General features: G+C 41.7%; 16 protein-coding genes. 9 read left to right on the plus strand and 7 right to left on the minus strand.

Annotation, left to right across the window (positions count from 1 at the left end; translation table 11 throughout):
- Positions 1-262 precede the first annotated feature (262 nt).
- Positions 263-814, plus strand: a complete 552-nt coding sequence (locus tag INQ51_RS08030; protein ID WP_233377455.1) for a hypothetical protein — start codon at positions 263-265, stop codon at positions 812-814.
- A 551-nt stretch (positions 815-1365) separates the two neighbouring features.
- Positions 1366-1563 carry a hypothetical protein gene (locus INQ51_RS08035; protein ID WP_233377456.1) on the plus strand — a complete coding sequence of 66 codons (198 nt, stop codon included), beginning with the start codon at positions 1366-1368 and terminating at the stop codon, positions 1561-1563.
- A gap of 246 nt (positions 1564-1809) precedes the next feature.
- Here the strand turns inward: INQ51_RS08035 and INQ51_RS08040 are convergent, their stop codons facing one another.
- The 3 genes from INQ51_RS08040 to INQ51_RS08050 form a co-directional block, all read right to left on the minus strand.
- The gene (locus tag INQ51_RS08040) at positions 1810-1986 is read right to left on the minus strand and encodes a hypothetical protein (protein WP_233377457.1); all 177 of its coding nucleotides are present in this window, start codon (positions 1984-1986) and stop codon (positions 1810-1812) included.
- A 201-nt stretch (positions 1987-2187) separates the two neighbouring features.
- Positions 2188-2361, minus strand: coding sequence for a transcriptional regulator (locus INQ51_RS08045; RefSeq protein ID WP_233377458.1), 174 nt, complete (start codon positions 2359-2361; stop codon positions 2188-2190).
- An 18-nt stretch (positions 2362-2379) separates the two neighbouring features.
- Positions 2380-2961, minus strand: a complete 582-nt coding sequence (locus INQ51_RS08050) for a superoxide dismutase (protein ID WP_233377459.1) — start codon at positions 2959-2961, stop codon at positions 2380-2382.
- A 168-nt stretch (positions 2962-3129) separates the two neighbouring features.
- Between INQ51_RS08050 and INQ51_RS08055 the strand changes: the two genes are divergently transcribed.
- Positions 3130-4662: a bifunctional glycosyltransferase/class I SAM-dependent methyltransferase gene (locus tag INQ51_RS08055; RefSeq protein ID WP_233377460.1), complete on the plus strand. Its 1533-nt coding sequence runs from the start codon at positions 3130-3132 to the stop codon at positions 4660-4662.
- 1208 nt (positions 4663-5870) lie between these two features.
- Entirely contained in the window at positions 5871-7283 is a 1413-nt protein-coding gene (locus INQ51_RS08060; protein ID WP_233377461.1) for a tetratricopeptide repeat protein, read from the plus strand.
- Between the two features lie 231 nt (positions 7284-7514).
- Here the strand turns inward: INQ51_RS08060 and INQ51_RS08065 are convergent, their stop codons facing one another.
- Both INQ51_RS08065 and INQ51_RS08070 read right to left on the minus strand, forming a co-directional pair.
- Entirely contained in the window at positions 7515-8072 is a 558-nt protein-coding gene (locus tag INQ51_RS08065) for a 1-acyl-sn-glycerol-3-phosphate acyltransferase (protein ID WP_233377462.1), read from the minus strand.
- Between the two features lie 13 nt (positions 8073-8085).
- Positions 8086-8751, minus strand: a complete 666-nt coding sequence (locus INQ51_RS08070) for a B3/4 domain-containing protein (protein WP_233377463.1) — start codon at positions 8749-8751, stop codon at positions 8086-8088.
- 219 nt (positions 8752-8970) lie between these two features.
- On the opposite strand from INQ51_RS08070, the gene INQ51_RS08075 reads away from it, so the two are divergent.
- On the plus strand, positions 8971-9495 hold the full coding sequence (locus INQ51_RS08075; RefSeq protein ID WP_233377464.1) for a DUF4251 domain-containing protein: 525 nt from the start codon (positions 8971-8973) through the stop codon (positions 9493-9495).
- Between the two features lie 27 nt (positions 9496-9522).
- On the opposite strand, the gene sfsA is transcribed toward INQ51_RS08075, so the two are convergent.
- Positions 9523-10215: a DNA/RNA nuclease SfsA gene (gene sfsA, locus INQ51_RS08080; RefSeq protein WP_233377465.1), complete on the minus strand. Its 693-nt coding sequence runs from the start codon at positions 10213-10215 to the stop codon at positions 9523-9525.
- A gap of 152 nt (positions 10216-10367) precedes the next feature.
- Positions 10368-11396 (minus strand): tRNA (adenosine(37)-N6)-threonylcarbamoyltransferase complex transferase subunit TsaD, encoded by a 1029-nt coding sequence (gene tsaD / locus INQ51_RS08085; protein WP_233377466.1) that lies wholly within the window; start codon positions 11394-11396, stop codon positions 10368-10370.
- Positions 11397-11664: 268 nt separating this feature from the next.
- On the opposite strand from tsaD, the gene INQ51_RS22620 reads away from it, so the two are divergent.
- The 4 genes from INQ51_RS22620 to INQ51_RS08105 all read left to right on the plus strand — a co-directional run bounded on the left by INQ51_RS22620 (position 11665) and on the right by INQ51_RS08105 (position 18805).
- Positions 11665-16017 carry a translocation/assembly module TamB domain-containing protein gene (locus INQ51_RS22620; protein ID WP_233377467.1) on the plus strand — a complete coding sequence of 1451 codons (4353 nt, stop codon included), beginning with the start codon at positions 11665-11667 and terminating at the stop codon, positions 16015-16017.
- A 147-nt stretch (positions 16018-16164) separates the two neighbouring features.
- Positions 16165-17544: a sodium:proton antiporter NhaD gene (gene nhaD / locus INQ51_RS08095; RefSeq protein ID WP_233377468.1), complete on the plus strand. Its 1380-nt coding sequence runs from the start codon at positions 16165-16167 to the stop codon at positions 17542-17544.
- Between the two features lie 150 nt (positions 17545-17694).
- The gene (locus INQ51_RS08100) at positions 17695-18387 is read left to right on the plus strand and encodes a MotA/TolQ/ExbB proton channel family protein (RefSeq protein WP_233377469.1); all 693 of its coding nucleotides are present in this window, start codon (positions 17695-17697) and stop codon (positions 18385-18387) included.
- 10 nt (positions 18388-18397) lie between these two features.
- Positions 18398-18805 carry an ExbD/TolR family protein gene (locus INQ51_RS08105; protein WP_119438859.1) on the plus strand — a complete coding sequence of 136 codons (408 nt, stop codon included), beginning with the start codon at positions 18398-18400 and terminating at the stop codon, positions 18803-18805.
- Positions 18806-18816: the final 11 nt, after the last annotated feature.

Consider the following 18816-nt stretch of genomic DNA (forward strand, 5'->3'; position numbering starts at 1 on the left):
CAAAGCCCCACGAGCCGACGCTTAAATCATAGCTTTGTCAAAGAGCTTACAATGCCAAACGCATGGCAGAAAGAGAAATGGTAGCAAATTGAAAATAAAATGACTGAAAAAATAAACACCAGGCGGTAACACGCGGTATAGTTAATAAGGGTTTCTGTGGTTTTCGGGGCGCAGTAATCCGCTTCAAAATTATCTGTATCTTGACAGGAAAGAAGCCCGCAATCCCTTACTAACCATACCGCCACCGTTAGGCTTAATATTAATGAAAAGACTCATCCAAATAATAGCAGTATTAATGATGCTTGTTTCCTGTAACGGACACAATAGAAAGACCGTGGTTTTGAATGGATTTCAAAATCAAGAAACTGTAATATACAAGACCTCGAATATTGACTATTATTTGGGCTACGATGATTTAGTGAATTATTGTAAAAAAGAAGATAACGGAGAACCTAATGATTTTACATTTAGGCAAATAATTGACTATTTAGAAAGTTACTCAGACAAACCTGTTTTGATTCCCGACACGCTGGGGACAAAATTAGAAATGGAAAGTAAAGTTCTATTCACAGAAAATGACTCTCTAATTAGAATCCGAGACCAAGAACATCCATACGCCTATTTAACAGGAGAGTTAAGATGGATTATTATTGATTTTGCAAAAAAAGGAAAAATGAAAATACACGTGAATGAGATGGACTCATTTGTTGACACCATCATAGTTGACAGAGTTGAGAACAAGGATTATGGCGAGACAAATTTGACATTTACGAACGATTCAATTTTCTTTTCACAATTGAGATGGATACGATAAAAAATACTAAGCCTAACAAATTGTAATATGGCAGGCGGGGGTTTTAGCGGTCTGACAAGTCAGACCTTGCACCCACTTTCCGCTCGCGCCAATTTCCAATCTGTGCACCATCCGTAAGGATGGATAAATGCAGCTTTCAGCCTTTGGCGGAGGCACGGATTATACCCGCCGGCGACAGGCAGGAATCTGCGTCCACAAGGACTTTACTTACTAAAAATCAAACCATATCTGATCACATTTCATACCCATCCTCTTATCCTTCCCTTCAAGCAAGGAAGGACGATTGTCCATCAACAAATAATACTTTCATTTTGTAAACGTGTGTTGTTGTTTTCAGAGGCAAATCGTCTTTCCCTTCGCGGAAGGGAGAGACAGGAGAGAGGGTAAATACGCGGCAACTAAAATGAATTTCCATCTCTGTTATTGACTATTGGAATCATGAATGTTTTATTTCCGCCCGGCTAGCCCGGTTTTGCAACAAACCACCGAATGAACAAAGCGTACCATCCGTTTGCTTTATTGATAGTGAGAACAATCTAAAGAATACCGATATGCTGCGCAAATACTTCTTCCCGGCTGCGTTCGTGCTGGCTGCCCTTCAGTCGGTGGGCCAGGCCCCCTCGGGAGTTCCGTACGGAAAACCCGAACCGCTCGAACTCAATCTTTTCAATATCATTGTGTTTATTGTACTTCCGCTTGTACTAATAGTTATCTATATCGGGTTCAAACGCAAAAAGCGGAAGAAATAGGGCTGCTGGTAGCTGCAAAACTTATGATCCAGAGGAGCTATCGGCAGAGATAAAAGATGTTTATTACCGTTTCTTTACCCTTGGTGTCCCCTTACGACCGGACCTCGGGGGTGTTTTTCCTTTCGTAGGCTACCTTTTACATCTGTCTTTTTTATCGCTTAATTAAAGTTGGTCTGTCTTCTTTCGTCCGGGGTCACGCACCATCATACAACAACTTTCTTCGCCGGACGAAGTGTGGCGATTACTTTACCCGGCGCTTCGCACCGGGTTGTTGACATTCGACACTTTCAGTGTCAATTTACTCTTTACCCTGGAAGGGTGAAACATTAATAACCGTGGGTAAACGATCCGTCCGGCAACTGACGGGCGGTGAGAGTAACCCGCGGTATGGATCAGAAACTGCAACAGGCGCAATCTCTCCACATTTCAGGGATTTGAAGTTCTGTGCCTGCCGGCCGGTAGGCGTGCGCCGCACAGCAATCGTCCATTAGAAATAATTGTCCAAAAAATAATTGTGTCTGCAGATGGTTACTCGCAGGAAAGGATGAGAAGATGGGAATAAGCCTGTAAACTTTCATAAAAAAGGCTGCCTTAAAAGACAGCCTGTATTGAGTTGCGTAAAAGCTATTTTGGTTCCCAGTAACAACGCTTCGGAGAAATAATTTTCTCTTCGGCTTTCAGTACTTTCATTGCTTTGTCAACGTCTTTCCGGTCAATTCCGGCCGCTTCGGCAATCTGGCCTGCACTCATTGGTTTTCCCGCAGCTTTCATAGCTACCAATACTTTTTCTTCACTCATAGCGCTACTTTTTTATAATTAGTTTTCGAATCTTTCGGAAACCACTTTCCAGTCCACTATTTTCCAGAAATCTTCAATGTATTTCGGACGGGCGTTTTGCTTGTCGAGGTAATAGGCATGCTCCCACACATCGCAGGTAAGCAGAGGTTTTTTCCCATCGCGCAAAGGGTTGCCGGCGTTGCTGGTTTGTACAATCTCCAGTTCTCCTGCCTCGTTCACCACCAGCCAGGCCCAACCGGAGCCAAACAAAGTGGCCGCAGCTTTCGAGAAAGCTTCTTTAAAAGCATCAAACGATCCAAATTTGGCATCGATGGCAGCCTTCAGTTCATCCTTTGGCTCCCTACATCCATCGGGGCTAAACTGCATGAAATAGAACGTGTGATTCCACACCTGTGCGCCGTTGTTGAAAATTCCGCCCTCAGCCTTCAGGATAATTTCTTCCAGGCTGGCATTTTCAAATTCGGTTCCTGCAACCAGGTTGTTTACATTGGTTACATACGCCTGATGATGTTTCCCGTAATGAAAGTTGATTGTATTCTCACTAATCACCGGTTCCAAAGCATTCGCTGCATATGGAAGTTCTGGTAAACTAAAAGCCATAATTATAAAATTTAAAAGTTGTTGATTTTTCTGCCATATAAAGATACTATTATTGAAAGACTAATAAAAAGTGATGTCGTCGTATTTATCAAAAGTTTCAAAAGCATTCTTAACCAAACCTCTGAAATATTATATTTAAGCATTATTTTAGTCACCAAAACCTAATGAATGGAAACTAATGTTAATAATTTGAGAAAAGATAGCAAAGAAATAAACGTGCAGCGTTTGCTTATATATATATATTCTCCAAACAATGAATTAGAAATCATTAATAGAATTCCCAAATCATTCCTGAATAAATACGATTATGAAATTCTTTATATTGATGACGCTCCGACCGATGAAGCATACTTAGAATCTTATAAAAAGATAGATAAGCTATATTCATTAAACATAAACTTCTTACACAATCCAGTAAGACAAAACTATGGTGACAATCTTAAATTAGGGTTTGAATATGCTATTCAAAACAATTTTGACTTCGTTGTACTGCTCCACGGAAGTGGTGATTTCGATCCCGAGCTTATTGAAAAATTAATACTGCCTCTTGGTGACGATAATGTTCATATGATTATTGGCTCAAGATTTATCCACAATTCTCCATTTAAGAATCTCAAAAAAAGCTGGTTAAAATTACTTGGGAACAGACTGTTCACTTCAATACAAAACTATTTACTTCATACAACGCTAACCGACTTTCACTCTGGTTATAGAGCATTTAAGGTGAATACCCTAAGAGAAATACCTTTCAGAACAAATGACGGAAGCTATCTATTCGACAGTCAAATTATCATTCAACACATAATTGCCCAAAAAAGTATTTCAGAAGTAGCAATTCCATATTATTCAGGGAAAAACATTTATTTAAGAAATGGAATCAAATATGGAATTGAAGGATTAAAGACAACCATTGCAAGTAAATTACACAAGCTTTCAATTTTTTATAAACGGGAATTTGATTTAGAGCCTCCTTCTGAAGAATACTCTCTTAAATTGGGATATGTTTCATCGCACTCGTTAGCAATAGACCGGATTGAGCCGAATAAACGGATATTAGATATTGGCGGAGGCCAAGGCAGAATTGCCAAAGAATTAAAACAAAAAGGCTGCCTTGTTACCGGAATCGACCGTTGTGAGTTAAAGTATAAAGAAAATTATAGTTCATTTTATAAACGTGATCTTGATTTCATAACCTTTGATTTTGAGATACATCAATTCGATTATGTTCTATTGCTCGATATTATTGAACATCTTTCTAACCCCGAGTTTTTCATGGATACACTTAGAGAGCAATTTCTATTATCAAAACCAACCATTATTATAACCACTCCCAATATTGCTTTTTTTATTACGCGTCTTCAACTGCTTTTTGGGAAGTTTAACTACGGAAAGGAAGGAATCCTGGACAAAACACATAAAAGATTGTTTACATTTAAAACCCTTAGAAGATCACTTTTGCAATGCGGTTATCAAGTAAAAACTCAACAGGGAATACCCGCACCTTTTCCCAAAGCACTCGGCTTAAATATCATAGGCAAAACATTATTAGGTATTAATAGATTACTAATCGTTCTTAGTAAATCACTTTTTGCTTATCAGATATACATGGAAGTTAGCCCGACTCCGGTAGTTAAAGCACTTCTCGATCAAACGATTGAAAAGAGTAATCAAAAAAAACAAACCATCGTTACACCCAATTAATTATTACCATGCAAAAGCAACGTTTCGACAAACTAAAAAAGACAATTCGATTGGATGAGACCGCACTCAGAAATATATTTCTGGCTTTAGCCATTTCGTCTTTAATTGTGATGGTATGGGCCAGCAGGACTTCTGCAATTTCAGGGGATGAACATAAATATATTGTTCAGGCAGAGAAGGTATATAATTACTTTGCATCAAAGGGTGAAGATAAGTCTGCAATTAAAAAGGTTGGCATCGATCCTCAGCACTATAACAGCCAATCGTTTGATGTTATTATTTACACGCTGGACAAATGGATGAATATTAAAGATACGTTCAGATTCCGACACCAAATGAATGCAATTACCGGATGGTTGGTGATTTTCTTCGCCGCCATGATTGCAATTGACATAGCTGGCTTCAAGTTAGGAATCCTGACCTTTATACTTTTGCTCGCCTCCCCTCGGATAATCGGTCACTCATTTAATAATCACCGAGACATTCCTCTTGCGCTTTCATTTGTTTTTACAATATATTTCTTAAACCAGTTTAATAAGCAATACCCCAAAATATCCATTAAATATGGAATACTCATAGTAATTGGTGTTGCTTCTGCGTTCAGTTTAAGACTGGCAGGAGGAGTTCTTTTAACCGCATTTGTTAGTTTTTTTGTACTGGCCAATCACTTTTACCAAAACACTTTTCGCAATTTATTCAAGAAACATACAATTAAAATATTTTTACGGCTTTGCATCGCAGTTTTAGTTTTTATTATAGCCGGCTACTTTTTAGGAATTTTAATCTGGCCTTTTGGACTTGAAGATCCCATAAAGAACTCTCTTGAAGTTTTTAAGGCATCCTCCGACCTTCAGGTTTATTTACAACAGTTATTTGATGGAAAAAATATTCGATCAGATTCTATCCCATGGTACTACACACCAAAATTTATGCTATTGACAACTCCAGTAATTATAATAATCGGATTTGTTATTTCATTTTTTATTGTACTTGCTAAAAAGCTAAGAAATATAGATATTTTATTTTTCATTGTTTTTATAACAGGCATTGCTCCTCTCGTTTACACCTCTATTTTTACCAAAAGTGACTATGGTGGCTGGAGACATTTTCTTTTTGTGTATCCATTTATTGTCATCTTGTCTGCCTATGGCATTTGGGGCCTGATAAATCTCTCAAAACATAAGACCTATCGAATAATTATCATTAGCATGATATCCATATCAATCCTGATTCCCTTTACTTTTAACGTTAAGAATCATCCTTATCAATATGTCTACTTTAATGAACTACAAGGAGGCGTAAAAAACGCCTACAAATATTATGAAACAGACTATTCCTGCAATGGAGTTCTAGCCGGCTCTGAATGGCTAATTGAAAATGTACTGGCAAATCGAGAAGAAGAACAAATTCTGAAGATTGCTACCAATTATAGCCCGGCAGCTAAAGAGTATTTTAGTGGATTTTCTGAGCAAACAGAATTACAGTATACCAGGTATTACGAGAAATCAAAAAGAAATTGGGATTATGCCGTATATTACTGCGCATACATTTCAGCTTACCAACTTCAAAACAATCTATGGCCTCCCAAAGGAACTATTTATACTAAAGAAGTAGGAGGTTTTCCAATTGCTGCCGTAGTAAAAAGAGTCTCTCACGAAGATTACGAAGGGTTTGAAGCACTCAAAAAACGTAGACTTCCGGAAGCCAAACAGCACTTTCGCAATTTTTTAGCCTTGTACCCCGAAAGTGAGGAAGTTCTGGAAGGGTATTCCCGTGCATTTTTAATGGAACGGAACTTAGATTCTACGCTTTATTACGCAGACCAATCGCTGGCCTACAATCCCCGGCAAATGGGCGCTCTTTTATTGAAAGCCTCTGCCTTGAATACAAAAAAAGAATACAACGAAGCTTTAATAGTGGCAAACGAAATGTCGGAAATAAAGAGTGACTTTCCCGAGGGACTTTTCCAAAAAGGTTTTGCGCTGAAAAACCTGAACCAGCCCAACGAAGCACTAAAAGCATTTCAACAAGCCATTGCACACAAAAAAGATTACAACCAGGCTTACCTGCAAATGGGTGAAATCCTTATCAATTATAAAAACTACAAAAAAGCCATTGACATATACGACCAGTTGTTAAAAGAAAGTCCGAACGACCTGTATGCAAAAGCATACAAGGCCAAAAGCCTTCAACTTTCGGGCGACAACATACAGGCTGAAAGTATTATCAACTCACTACCGGCAGCCAACCAGAACAACGTGGAAGTGGTGAAAGTTAAATGCCGAATTGCTTTGGCAAAAAATGACCTCGCAACAGCGGCCAACTTCATAAACATGGCGCGTTTTATTAATAATGATGCCGACTTGTTTGCACTGCGGGCAAAATTTGTTTTGGCGCAAAATAACCGGCCACAGGCTGAAGCCTTTCTGAAACAAGCGGCTGAACTGGATCCGATTAATAGAGAAGTACAGGAACTGATGAAACTCGCGCAGCCTGCCGGAGGTCCGCAAATAACACAACAGGCGGCCGGAGATCAAGCCAAAACAAAGGAGCAGCAGTCGGTTATGTTTCAAAAGCCTAAACCGAAGAAAACCAGTCCGATTGCCTTCCCGAAACGATAGACAAACCAAATCGTCTGGAAATACATAGGTTAAAGCTGAATGAAATTCAAAAGAAGGATTCAGACAATGAGGTGTGAGTATTGAGTAGCAAGATAAGAGTAGTAAGAATTAATAATTTTAGATACTTAGTACTCTTATCTTTGTTCTCAAAACTGTAGTAAAAATTTATCGAAACGAAAGTAGCTGCAATAAAATTACAGGGATTTAACCGCTATCTAGTAATGCCCCGGTCTACTGGTGCTCGGTGCAAAAATTCTCAGGAAATTTTCCTTTGATACCTTTTTTGCGGTAGTAATCTTTCATTCGGTTGATGTCGGCCGTGGCATCGTCGGTAAGCTCCATTCGCTCACCGGTGGAAATGGTTTTACTGCCCCAGTCGAAACTTCCCAGGTAAACCGGAATACCCGTTTCCCGGGCAATTATATGAAAACCGGCTTTCCACTTTTTTGTAAAAGCCCTTGTCCCTTCGGGTGTTAGTGCCAAATGAACGTAATCGTGTTCGTTTATCAGCTGAATGGTTTGACGAATCACGTTGGCTCCGCGGGAACGGTCGATCGGAAGTCCTCCCATTTTTTTCACAAAATAGCCAAAAGGCCAAAAAAAGAACTCCTTTTTCACCAGGACATTTGCCTTTTTTCCGGCGGAAGTATAATACAACCACGAAATAACAAAATCCCAGGCACTGGTGTGCGGCACTCCGATTATTATACATTTCGGAACGTCAGGAATTCCTTCGTAAACTCCCTTCCACCCCATCAGTTTCATTATAAATTTGCTAAGTCTCTTCATCTCATTCTAATTGTTAATTCTCAACCGTCTTAATTTCAAAATTAGTTGCATCCGCGTATTCTTCCAATAACTTTTGGGCCAAAACCGTAGCTTCGGCAAGCACCTCCGAGGCTGCATAGTCAATAATGATCATCAGAAAGCGTTTGGTTTCTGCCGTAACACTTGTTCGTACCGAATCGCTGGTGGGTGTACCGAAAGCACCCCGGTCGTCCCTGAAAACCGGCATGTATTCAATGTTCAGTACTCCCCTTCCGATTCCCTCGTAAGGTTCATCTTCGACTCCAATGCCAAAAACGATCATTCCCTGAACCTTCTCAGCATCGTAGCCCCCTATCGAGAACCCGGTAGAAATTGAAACCAGGTTCAGGCAATCAACCACGTTATTTACCTGGTACAATTCTCCGCGGTTTACCACCCGTCTCAACAATGCCTCGGCCGACAAACGATAACGTGCCGGATCTTTTCCACATGCTTTGTAAGCTTTTCGTGAGGATGCAATAGAAGGCATCTGACTAATGTCTTCTATTTTCAGCTGCGATTGAAGATCCAGAATTTTAGCTTCAATCCGGCGCCACAATTCGTCATTTTTCTCCACTGTACGAACATCGCATTCAATACACGATAGTTTCAATCCAGGAACTTTTAACGCTAATTCTGATGAAATGCTAATTGCAGGCATAAGAACATTTGTGATTTCTGTCTGATAAAATAATGCTCAAAACTAATATTCTGGTTCGACTTTCATGATTATTATTCAACGAAAAAGCCATAACTTTTTTTAACATTAAACGAATAAACATGTAAGCGGTTTTGGTACCAAATTTGTTTTATGGAGGCGAACTATCAACAAACATTTATTTAACTTACACGATAATAACAAATTAAAAAGAGAAAGATCATGAAACACGTAATTCTAATTGTTTTAATTCTTGGGGCCTCTTTCGTCTTGCAGGCCCAGGAGAAGGAGTTGACACGAAAAGAAAAAAAGGCGAAAATAGAAGCAGAAAAGAAAGAGAAAGTTAAACAACTGATCTCGGATAAAACCTGGAGGTTTAATGCCGACAGAATGTTGCCATCCAATGGTCCGAGCAAAACACTGGTTACCGACTACCGGGTAGATTTACTTTCCGACAAAATTGAGTCTTATCTGCCATTTTTTGGAAGAGCTTACAAAGCTGAATATGGAAGTAGCAACTCTCCGCTTGATTTTAAAGGAGAAATTGACAGCTACAATATTCAGGATTGGAAAAAAGGAGGCTGGATTGTAAATTTCAATGTAAAAAACAAAAGCGATTTTATGCAATTTACCTTCACCATTGCATTTTCCGGCTCGGCAACACTAAGTGTAAACAGTACCGACAGGGCACACATATCCTACCAGGGAGAAATTACAGAAATTGCAAAAGACAAGAAAGAAAAATAGAAAGGGAATCCGTCAGGATTCCTTTTTTTATATTTCGTACGGAAGTTTCCGAACCAACCGTATTTCAGCGGGTGTAACCCAAGCCTGCATAGGAATTACTTCCACTCCAGCGTTTACAGCCTCTTTTAATGCTGCTGCATAATCCGGGTCAATGTCCGCTGCCGGAGCAAAAACATTTACGTCGCTGCGCTGAACAATGTACAGCATTACTGCCCGCATTCCCTGCTTTTTTACTTCCATCAATGTTTTCAGGTGCTTTTGTCCGCGGGTTGTTACCGCATCCGGAAACAAAGCGTACTCCCCTTCTTTCAGCGAAACATTCTTTACTTCCACAAAACATTTTTCGGTATCGTTCTCTGCAAAAATATCAAAGCGCGAATCGCCAAACTTTACTTCCCGCTGAACTTTTGTATATCCTTCCAGCCCCGGAATCTCTCCTGCGGAAATAGCTTCATAGGCCAGCAAGTTAGGATTCGATGTGTTTATCCCTACCCAACTCCCGTTTATTTTGATCATTTCCCAGGTAAAGCGGGTCTTGCGTTTTGGGTCGTTTGCCGGCGAAAGATAAACTTCAGCACCTTCTTCCAGGCAGCTTTTCATGGTTCCGGAATTGGTGCAATGTGCCGTCACCACCGAACCATCATCAAGCCTTACATCTGCCAGAAAGCGTTTGTAACGTTTAATCAGCGTTCCGTGTACCAGTTTTGTCTTGAATAGCATGGCGAAAAGTAGTTTAAAGTTCAAAGTTGAGAGTTCAAAGTTAAGTTCAGGATAAAAGCTTGCAGCTCGTAGCTATATGCTGATTTAAGCATTGAAGCACTTCCGTATTAGAGCATTGACTCAGTCCTTCCGTCCTTCAACTCCTCAGTCCTTTACAACTGAGTCCGGGCAAACGGAACCGTGTTCTGTCCGACAAATTCCTGTTTCAGAAACTTGTAATAACCGGTTATGGCAATCATCGCAGCGTTGTCCATGGTGTATTCAAACTTTGGAATGATCAGGTTCCACCGGTGTTTTTTGGCATTTTCAACCAAGGCATTTCGCAAACCCGAGTTGGCAGAAACGCCACCGGCAACGGTTATTTCCCTCACCCCCGTTTCGTTGGCTGCCTTTTTTAGTTTGGCCAGCAGTATTTCAATAATGGTGTATTGGAGAGAGGCACACAAATCGGCCTTGTTTTCTTCCACAAAATGCTCGTTCTTTTTCAGTTCATCCCGCAGAAAATACAGGAAATTGGTTTTTAGGCCACTGAAACTGTAATCGAGCCCCGGTATTCGCGGGCGGCTAAACTCGAAACGTAGCGGGTTGCCTTCTTTTGCCAGCTTGTCAACATGAGGTCCTCCCGGGTATGGAAGTCCCATAACTTTGGCACATTTGTCAAAAGCCTCGCCGGCTGCATCGTCGATGGTTTGCCCGATCACTTCCATGTCAAGGTAATCGCGCACCAGTATAATCTGTGAATTTCCACCCGATACCAGCAAGCACAAAAACGGGAATTTGGGAGGATTGAATTCCACCCCGTTTTCTTTGATAAACAGCGCCAGTACGTGTCCCTGCAGGTGGTTTACCTCAATCAGCGGAACGTTCATTGCAAGCGAAAAACCTTTGGCAAACGAAGTTCCAACCAAAAGCGAACCTAACAAGCCCGGCCCCCGTGTAAAAGCAACCGCAGAAACCGCAGACCGGTCGATACCTGCACGTTTGATCGCCAACTCAACCACCGGAATTATATTTTGCTGATGGGCGCGCGAAGCCAGTTCTGGCACCACTCCCCCATATTCCTCGTGTACTTTTTGGCTGGCCACCACGTTCGATAAAATCACTCCGTCGCGAATAACTGCAGCCGAGGTATCGTCGCACGAAGATTCAATACCCAATATTGTAATTCCTTTATTTTCCATTTGTTACTTGTACTTTTTGCTGACTCCTGTATCAACTTCTAAACTTTCTACCGGTTTACAAATATTTTACACAGTATTTAAATATCTGTAATTTCTGTTTTTACGTTCTAATAAAACAAGAACAAACGCCCTCGGTTTATATCTTTGCGTTATTAAAAACGATTCGTTCATAAAAGAATAAATTCGCATTGAATTTATAGTCCGAAAAAGGGTATGTTCGTTTAAAAATTGCAAAATTATTAAAAAAGGCTGGAAAATATTCATCATCGTGGTTTCAGTGTTACTCGCACTGCCAATAAGCGGATATCTTGCATTACAAAACAGCAGGATACAAACCCGGCTTACCCAGCGAATTGCCACTGTTTTATCCGAACGACTTAACGCCAAAATCAGCGTGGGACATGTTAACATTCGCTTTTTTCGTTCTATTCATTTGGAAAATATTTTAATTGAAGATCAAAAAAGTGACACACTTCTTTTTGCTGAGGAAATCACAGCAAAGGTGGACACCCTCCGTTTCAGAAAGCATTTTATCAGCATCGACGAACTTCGTTTTTCAGGCAACCAGGTAAAGCTGTCACGCGATTCTGCTGACCTTTACAATTTCAGTTTTCTGCTCGATGCCTTTGACGATTCCACTAAAAACACGCATGGTGATTGGTTTATCAAGTGCAAAACCTTTCATTTCAATACGCTTCATGTTCAGTATGCCGACAATGTTACTGATAAGAACAAGACCTTGGCGGTGGATGACCTGAACATGGATGTGACGAATTTCAAAAGCAAGGATGGCTTAACCACTTTTCAGATAAATCAGCTACAACTGAATTCGAACCAGAACATCCAGGTTAAAAACCTAAATGCCCGTGTTAGTTTCGCACCGCACAAACTGGAACTCTCCAACTGGAATTTCGAAAGCCGGAGCTCTCAAATATCCGGTGCATCCTTAATCCTGGACCTGCCATCGGTAATCGATTCGGTGGCAACTCCCTTGCAGGTTGACTTTCAAATTCCGAAATCCAGTATAAGTTTTCTCGAACTCGGGCAGATAATTCCAGCACTAAAAGGTATGGACCAGGTAGTGAACTTATCGGGGCAGGTTTTTGGCGACATTAACGACCTTAAAGGAAAAAACATCCGGTTTAGCACGGGACAAGACACAGAGGGAGACATCGACTTTTACATCAACGATTTGCTCAACCCCGACGACATGTACCTTTTTATCGATGTAAAAGAATCGTCTACCAGCTTTAATGATTTATCAAATATACATCTGCCCAAATCAGCCAATTTTGCTTATTTGCAATTTCCGGGCAGCTTTTACCAGGCCGGCATTTTAAACTTCAAAGGGAACTTCAGTGGCTTCCTCGATGACTTTGTAACTTTTGGGACTCTGCAAAGTAAAGTGGGAACCCTGACCACCGATATTCTGGTGGCGCCCGAAAAGGAAGGCTCGGTTTACTACCGCGGAAACATTGCCACCAGTAATTTTCAGCTGGGGAAGTTATTCAGGCAGGAAACTTTTGGCAAGCTTACATTCAACGGTTCGGTTGACGGGAAGTACAACAAATACGACGAATCGGCTTCGGGTATTTTCAAAGGCGATATAAAAACCATTGAAATCAATAATTACCCTTACAACGATATTGAATTTGACGGAATACTGGTAGATAAAATGTTTGATGGTTTACTGGTGATGAACGATTCAAACCTACAGTTTTCGTTCCTTGGGCAGGTGGACCTGAACCCGAAAATGCCGGAATTCGATTTTACGCTCCAGTTAAACAAAGCGCATCCGGCGGGCTTAAACCTTTTCCGAAAATTTCCGGATGCCGAGATTTCATTTAACATGAATGCCAACTTTACCGGCAACACCTTAGATAATCTGGAGGGAATTATAAACGTAAACGAAGGGTACTACAAAAACAAAAACGGTTCGTTCGACCTGGGCGGTCTGAGCCTCAAAACCGCCAAAAAAGACGGTGTCGACTCTCTGACCTTTAAGTCGGATTTTATGGACATTGACATTGGTGGAAGCTACCATTTCAGGAACATTGTTTATGCGGTACAGCAAACCATCCAGCGCTATATTCCTTCCTATGAAGCGACCGGGACGGAAAATGGGACATCCAATAATTTCGACTTCAACATCAACATAAAAGACATCAATCCGCTGGCCAATATTTTCGCTCCCGGGTTAAAAATGGATACGCCGTTTTTGCTGTACGGAAAATTTGATTCCGACAACAAAGAAATTGACCTGGAAGGAAGTATCCCCGGAGTTCGCTACAAGGGAATTCTTGCCCGCGATATTTTTATCGGAAATAAAACCATCGACGAGGCTTACACTTCCAAGTTCAGGTTTGGCGAAATCCGCCTGAACAACCAGGTGCAGCTGTATAATTTCAGGATCGACTCGGAGCTGGCACACAATGAACTGACCAATACCATTTCGTGGAGCAATTACGACGAGCTAACCTACAGCGGAACGCTAAAAACACGCACACTTTTTTCAAAATCTGATAGTACCGATAACCTGCATGTGGTGGTGGAAGGCCAGCCGTCCAGGATTTTTATCGCTGATACGATCTGGAATATTTCGCCGTACACGGTTACGATCGATTCTTCATCTCTTTTGGTGAACGACTTTCTCATCTACAACCGAAACCAGGAAATTGCCATTGACGGGCACTCCCATAAAGGACATCCCGATTTGCTAAACCTCCGCTTAAAAAACATTGACCTCTCCAACCTCAACGTTTATACAAAAAAAGACCTGAAAATAAGAGGAATAGCCAACGGAACCTTTGGTTTTGCCAACATTTTGGATAAACCTGCGGTACTTTCCGACCTGTCGATCAACGATTTTTACTACAAAGATCAGCTGATGGGCGACGTTTCCCTGATCAGTCAGTGGAACAGCAACCAGTCGAAAATAGATTCAAGGCTAAGGGTTATGAAGCAGGGAAAACTTCAGCTTGATGCTTTCGGAACTTACCTTCCCGCCACCCAGGGGCTGAATTTTGATGCCAGTTTCGACAGCGTTTCATTGATCGTTCTGGAAACTTTTATGGGCGAAAGTTTTTCCAATTTCGAAGGTTATGGTTCGGGCAAAGTAAACATCGGTGGTACGGCAGATAAAATCCTGATAAATGGTGCACTTATGGGGATAAATGCGGGTGTTACAATTGTTGCCACCCAGGTTCCGTACACGTTTAACGACAGTGTTTATTTCCGCAACGATACCATTCTTTTTGATAACTTAACCGCCTACGACAGTCAGAGAAACCAGGGAAAATTCTTCGGAACCATTGTTCATGAGAATTTCGGGAACATGCTTTACGATTTGCATGCCACCACCAATCGCATCAGGGCTTTGAACACCGGGCCCCGCGACAATGAGAAATTTTACGGTGTGGCCATTGCCCGCGGCCGGCTCGATATTACCGGTAAAGGAAAGACGGTCAGACTTTCGGGCTCTATGACTTCCTTGGCCGGCACCGATGTAAACATATCGATGGAAAGTGAGAGCGAAGTAGAAAAATATGATTTCATCGAATTTGTGATTCCCAACCAGGTTGAAGAGTCTGAATTTTACAAGAAACAACCGGAGGAAGAAAGCAAATTGAGCCTGAGTTTATCGGTGGAAGCAACTTCAGATGCCAAGGTTCAACTTATTTACAACTCAAGAATTGGTGACGTTATTAAGGCACAGGGCGAAGGGCTTTTGGTTTTCGAAATGAACGAGGACGGAGACATTTTCCTGTCGGGAAATTACAAGCCCACCCGCGGAGATTATCTTTTTACGCTGCAAAATGTTATCAACAAACGTTTCACCATCGAACCGGGAGGCTCCATTGCCTGGTCGGGCGACCCGTATAATGCCAACATCGACCTGAAAGCAATTTACAAGTTGAAAGCTTCGCTCTACGACCTGTTTATGAGCGACATCACAAACACAGCACAAAACCAGCGAATACAGGTAGAGTGCATCATCCACCTGGAAGACGAACTTTCTAACCCCACCATTAACTTCGGAATTAATTTCCCCAACGCCGAAGAACGGACCAAAGACGACCTGCAGCAATTTTTCAACACCGAAGAAGAGCTAAACAAACAAATACTTTCGCTGATCGTTATGGGGAAATTTTTCACCCCTGAATACCTGCGGGGAACCTACGAAGCCCAAAACAACAATATGCTGGGATCTACCGCCAGCGAATTGTTCTCCAATCAGCTCAGTAACTGGCTGTCACAAATCAACGAGCACTGGGATGTGGGGGTTAATTACCGCCCCGGCAACCAGGTGAGCGATGACGAGATTGAACTGGCATTAAGCACACAAATATTCAACGACCGTGTTACGCTAAACGGGAACATCGGCAATAACGCCAACCAGTACAGCACCAACAATAGCCAAGTTGTGGGCGACTTTGAAATTAATGTAAAACTGGTACCCAGCGGAAAAATACAACTCAAGGCCTACAGCCGCTCCAACAATAATTTATTTTACGAAACAGCGCCTTATACCCAGGGAATTGGGCTTTCGTTCACCGAAGAATACAACACCATCAACGATTTGTATAAAAAAGTAACCAGTCTTTTCAGAACCAAAAAGTGATTAAAAGGAACCAGAAACAAGTATATTTCTGATTATTAGTTGGAAGGTTCATAAATTCCTGACAAAATTCCTTTAAATATCCATATCAAAAAATAATTTTGTGGTCTTGAAAAGAAAGACAAAACTTAATCTCATAAAATCAAAACTATGTTTGTATTAATGGTTGTGATCTTTGTTCTGGGCTATACGGCAATTGCTCTGGAACATCCGTTAAAGGTTGATAAAGCAGCTTCAGCCTTAATCATAGGTACCCTTTGCTGGGTGGCTTATATTCTTGGTGGCGAATCCATTATTCACCTCGGGTTCAGCCCGTCCTGGAGTACATTTCTTGCCGAAAACCCCGAAGTTCATGGTCTTCATGCTGTTCATGAATTTATTGTTGACTATGAAATCATTCACCATTTGGGAGAGATATCCGAGATCTTGTTCTTCTTATTGGGTGCAATGACCATTGTTGAAATGGTTGATCAGCACGAAGGTTTTAAGATTATCACCGATAAGATCAAGACTACCAACAAGGTAAAACTGCTCTGGATCCTCAGCTTTTTGACTTTCTTCATGTCTGCATTGCTGGATAACTTAACCACTACCATTGTTTTGGTAGCATTGTTGCGCAAGCTGATCGACGACAAGCAAACCCGCTGGTTTTTTGCCAGTATGGTGGTACTTGCCGCCAATGCGGGTGGCGCCTGGTCGCCCATCGGTGATGTAACTACGATTATGCTTTGGATTGGCGGACAGATAACCGCTGCAAAAATCATCATGGGCGTATTTCTCCCCAGTCTTGTTTGTATGGTGGTTCCATTGGCTATTCTTTCGTTCACGATGAAAGGCAATGTAACCCGTCCGACCATTGAAGTAGAAGAAGAAAATTATATTTCAAAAGGAGAAGGCATATTGTTTCTGATTCTCGGAGTTGGAGGTTTACTGTTTGTTCCGGTTTTCAAAACCGTAACCCACCTTCCTCCTTACATGGGCATGTTGCTTTCGTTGGGAGTTTTGTGGGTGGTTAGCGAAATTAAACACAAAGACAAGCCGAAAGAAGTTAAGAACAAACTAAAAGTAACAGCCATTCTGCGCCGTGTTGATGTTCCAACCGTACTGTTCTTCCTCGGCATACTTTCAGCCGTTGCCGCATTGCAATCGGCAGGTCACCTGAACATCCTGGCCAAATACCTGGATGATCAACTGGGAAATATCTTCCTGATCGACCTGGCAATCGGGGTACTTTCTTCGGTGGTTGACAACGTGCCTTTGGTAGCAGGCGCAATGGGTATGTACCCGGTACACGAGCTTGGAGTAAGCGGTTACGACGCTTTCTTTGTGCAGGATGGTGCATTCTGGGAATTCCTGGCATACACCGCCGGAACCGGGGGCAGTATGCTCATCATTGGTTCGGCAGCCGGTGTTGCTGCAATGGGACTCGAAAAAATCGACTTTATCTGGTACCTGAAAAAAATATCATGGCTGGCTTTGGTAGGCTACCTGGCAGGTGCTGCTTTCTACTACATCGAATTCGGATTGTAGCGAATTAAAATCCGATTGTTCATAACTCCGTTCTTATGAGCAATTGCGACTCGGAAAGCATTTAAAATATTACGTACTTTTGCGGGGTATAATAATTAAGATTATACCCCGTTTCTATTGATAAGAATTGTAAAACATTAGTAAGAAAATATGTTGAATCTATTGATGATCCAAACTGATCTTCCGCAAGGCGTGGAAGCTGCTGTTACCGAACCGGAAGGAATTTCCACCAAGTTTATTGATCTGGCATTGAAAGGTGGCTGGATTATGATACCGATCCTGGCGCTTTCAGTGGTGGCGGTTTATATCTTTTTCGACCGCTATTTTGCCATCAAAAAAGCCGGGAAATTTGATTCGGGGCTGCTTGATAAGATCAAAGTTTATATCTCAACCGGAAAAATAGACGCGGCCGTTGCGCTTTGCCGCAGCAATGCCAATCCTGCATCGCGCATGCTGGAGAAAGGAATCAGCCGGATCGGTCGTCCGCTAACCGATGTAAACGCAGCCATCGAAAACGTTGGTAACCTGGAAATTTCCAAGCTGGAAAAAGGACTTCCGGTACTTGCTTCGGTTGCCGGGGGTGCGCCCATGATCGGTTTCCTTGGAACGGTTATGGGGATGATCCAGGCCTTTTACGACATGTCGAATGCCGGAAACAACATCGATGTTACTTTGCTGTCGACCGGTATTTACCAGGCCATGGTAACAACGGTTGCCGGTCTTATTGTGGGCATCATCGCTTACTTTGCTTACAACATTCTGGTTTCTAATGTAGAGAAAGTGGTATTCAAAATGGAAGCCACCACTTCTGAATTTATGGATCTGTTGAACGAACCGGTATAATTCAATTTCAATGGCATTAAAAAAACGAAATAAAGTAAATGCAGCATTCAGCATGTCGTCGATGACCGACATTGTGTTTCTTTTGCTGATATTCTTTATGGTCACGTCCACCTTGATTGCGCCCAATGCGTTGAAACTGCTCCTGCCTCAAAGCAGCAATCAAACATCTGCCAAGCCGATCACGACCATTTCGATCACAAAAGACATAAAATATTATATCAACGACGATAATAAACTGAACAGAGTAGCATTCAACGAAATTGAGCCTTTTCTGCGCAACAAGTTTGGCACAGGCAACGACGATATTTTCATTTCACTTCATGCCGACCAAAGTGTGCCGGTAAACGAAGTGGTAAAAATTATGAACATTGCCCGCCGTAACAAGTATAAAATGATACTGGCAACTGCGCCCGAATAATATTGGCATTG

The organism is Maribellus sp. CM-23 (genome assembly GCF_021354595.1).
Classification (GTDB): Bacteria; Bacteroidota; Bacteroidia; order Bacteroidales; family Prolixibacteraceae; genus Draconibacterium.

Bases quoted from the DNA above. Each gene is read 5' to 3' on its own strand.
- INQ51_RS08045 (WP_233377458.1), bottom strand. From the start codon at position 2,361: ATGAGTGAAGAAAAAGTATTGGTAGCTATGAAAGCTGCGGGAAAACCA.
- INQ51_RS08035 (WP_233377456.1), top strand. From the start codon at position 1,366: ATGCTGCGCAAATACTTCTTCCCGGCTGCGTTCGTGCTGGCTGCCCTT.
- INQ51_RS08075 (WP_233377464.1), top strand. From the start codon at position 8,971: ATGAAACACGTAATTCTAATTGTTTTAATTCTTGGGGCCTCTTTCGTC.
- INQ51_RS08070 (WP_233377463.1), bottom strand. From the start codon at position 8,751: ATGCCTGCAATTAGCATTTCATCAGAATTAGCGTTAAAAGTTCCTGGA.
- INQ51_RS08055 (WP_233377460.1), top strand. From the start codon at position 3,130: ATGGAAACTAATGTTAATAATTTGAGAAAAGATAGCAAAGAAATAAAC.
- tsaD (WP_233377466.1), bottom strand. From the start codon at position 11,396: ATGGAAAATAAAGGAATTACAATATTGGGTATTGAATCTTCGTGCGAC.
- INQ51_RS08060 (WP_233377461.1), top strand. From the start codon at position 5,871: ATGATATCCATATCAATCCTGATTCCCTTTACTTTTAACGTTAAGAAT.
- sfsA (WP_233377465.1), bottom strand. From the start codon at position 10,215: ATGCTATTCAAGACAAAACTGGTACACGGAACGCTGATTAAACGTTAC.
- nhaD (WP_233377468.1), top strand. From the start codon at position 16,165: ATGTTTGTATTAATGGTTGTGATCTTTGTTCTGGGCTATACGGCAATT.
- INQ51_RS08105 (WP_119438859.1), top strand. From the start codon at position 18,398: ATGGCATTAAAAAAACGAAATAAAGTAAATGCAGCATTCAGCATGTCG.
- INQ51_RS08100 (WP_233377469.1), top strand. From the start codon at position 17,695: ATGTTGAATCTATTGATGATCCAAACTGATCTTCCGCAAGGCGTGGAA.
- INQ51_RS08050 (WP_233377459.1), bottom strand. From the start codon at position 2,961: ATGGCTTTTAGTTTACCAGAACTTCCATATGCAGCGAATGCTTTGGAA.
- INQ51_RS08065 (WP_233377462.1), bottom strand. From the start codon at position 8,072: ATGAAGAGACTTAGCAAATTTATAATGAAACTGATGGGGTGGAAGGGA.
- INQ51_RS08030 (WP_233377455.1), top strand. From the start codon at position 263: ATGAAAAGACTCATCCAAATAATAGCAGTATTAATGATGCTTGTTTCC.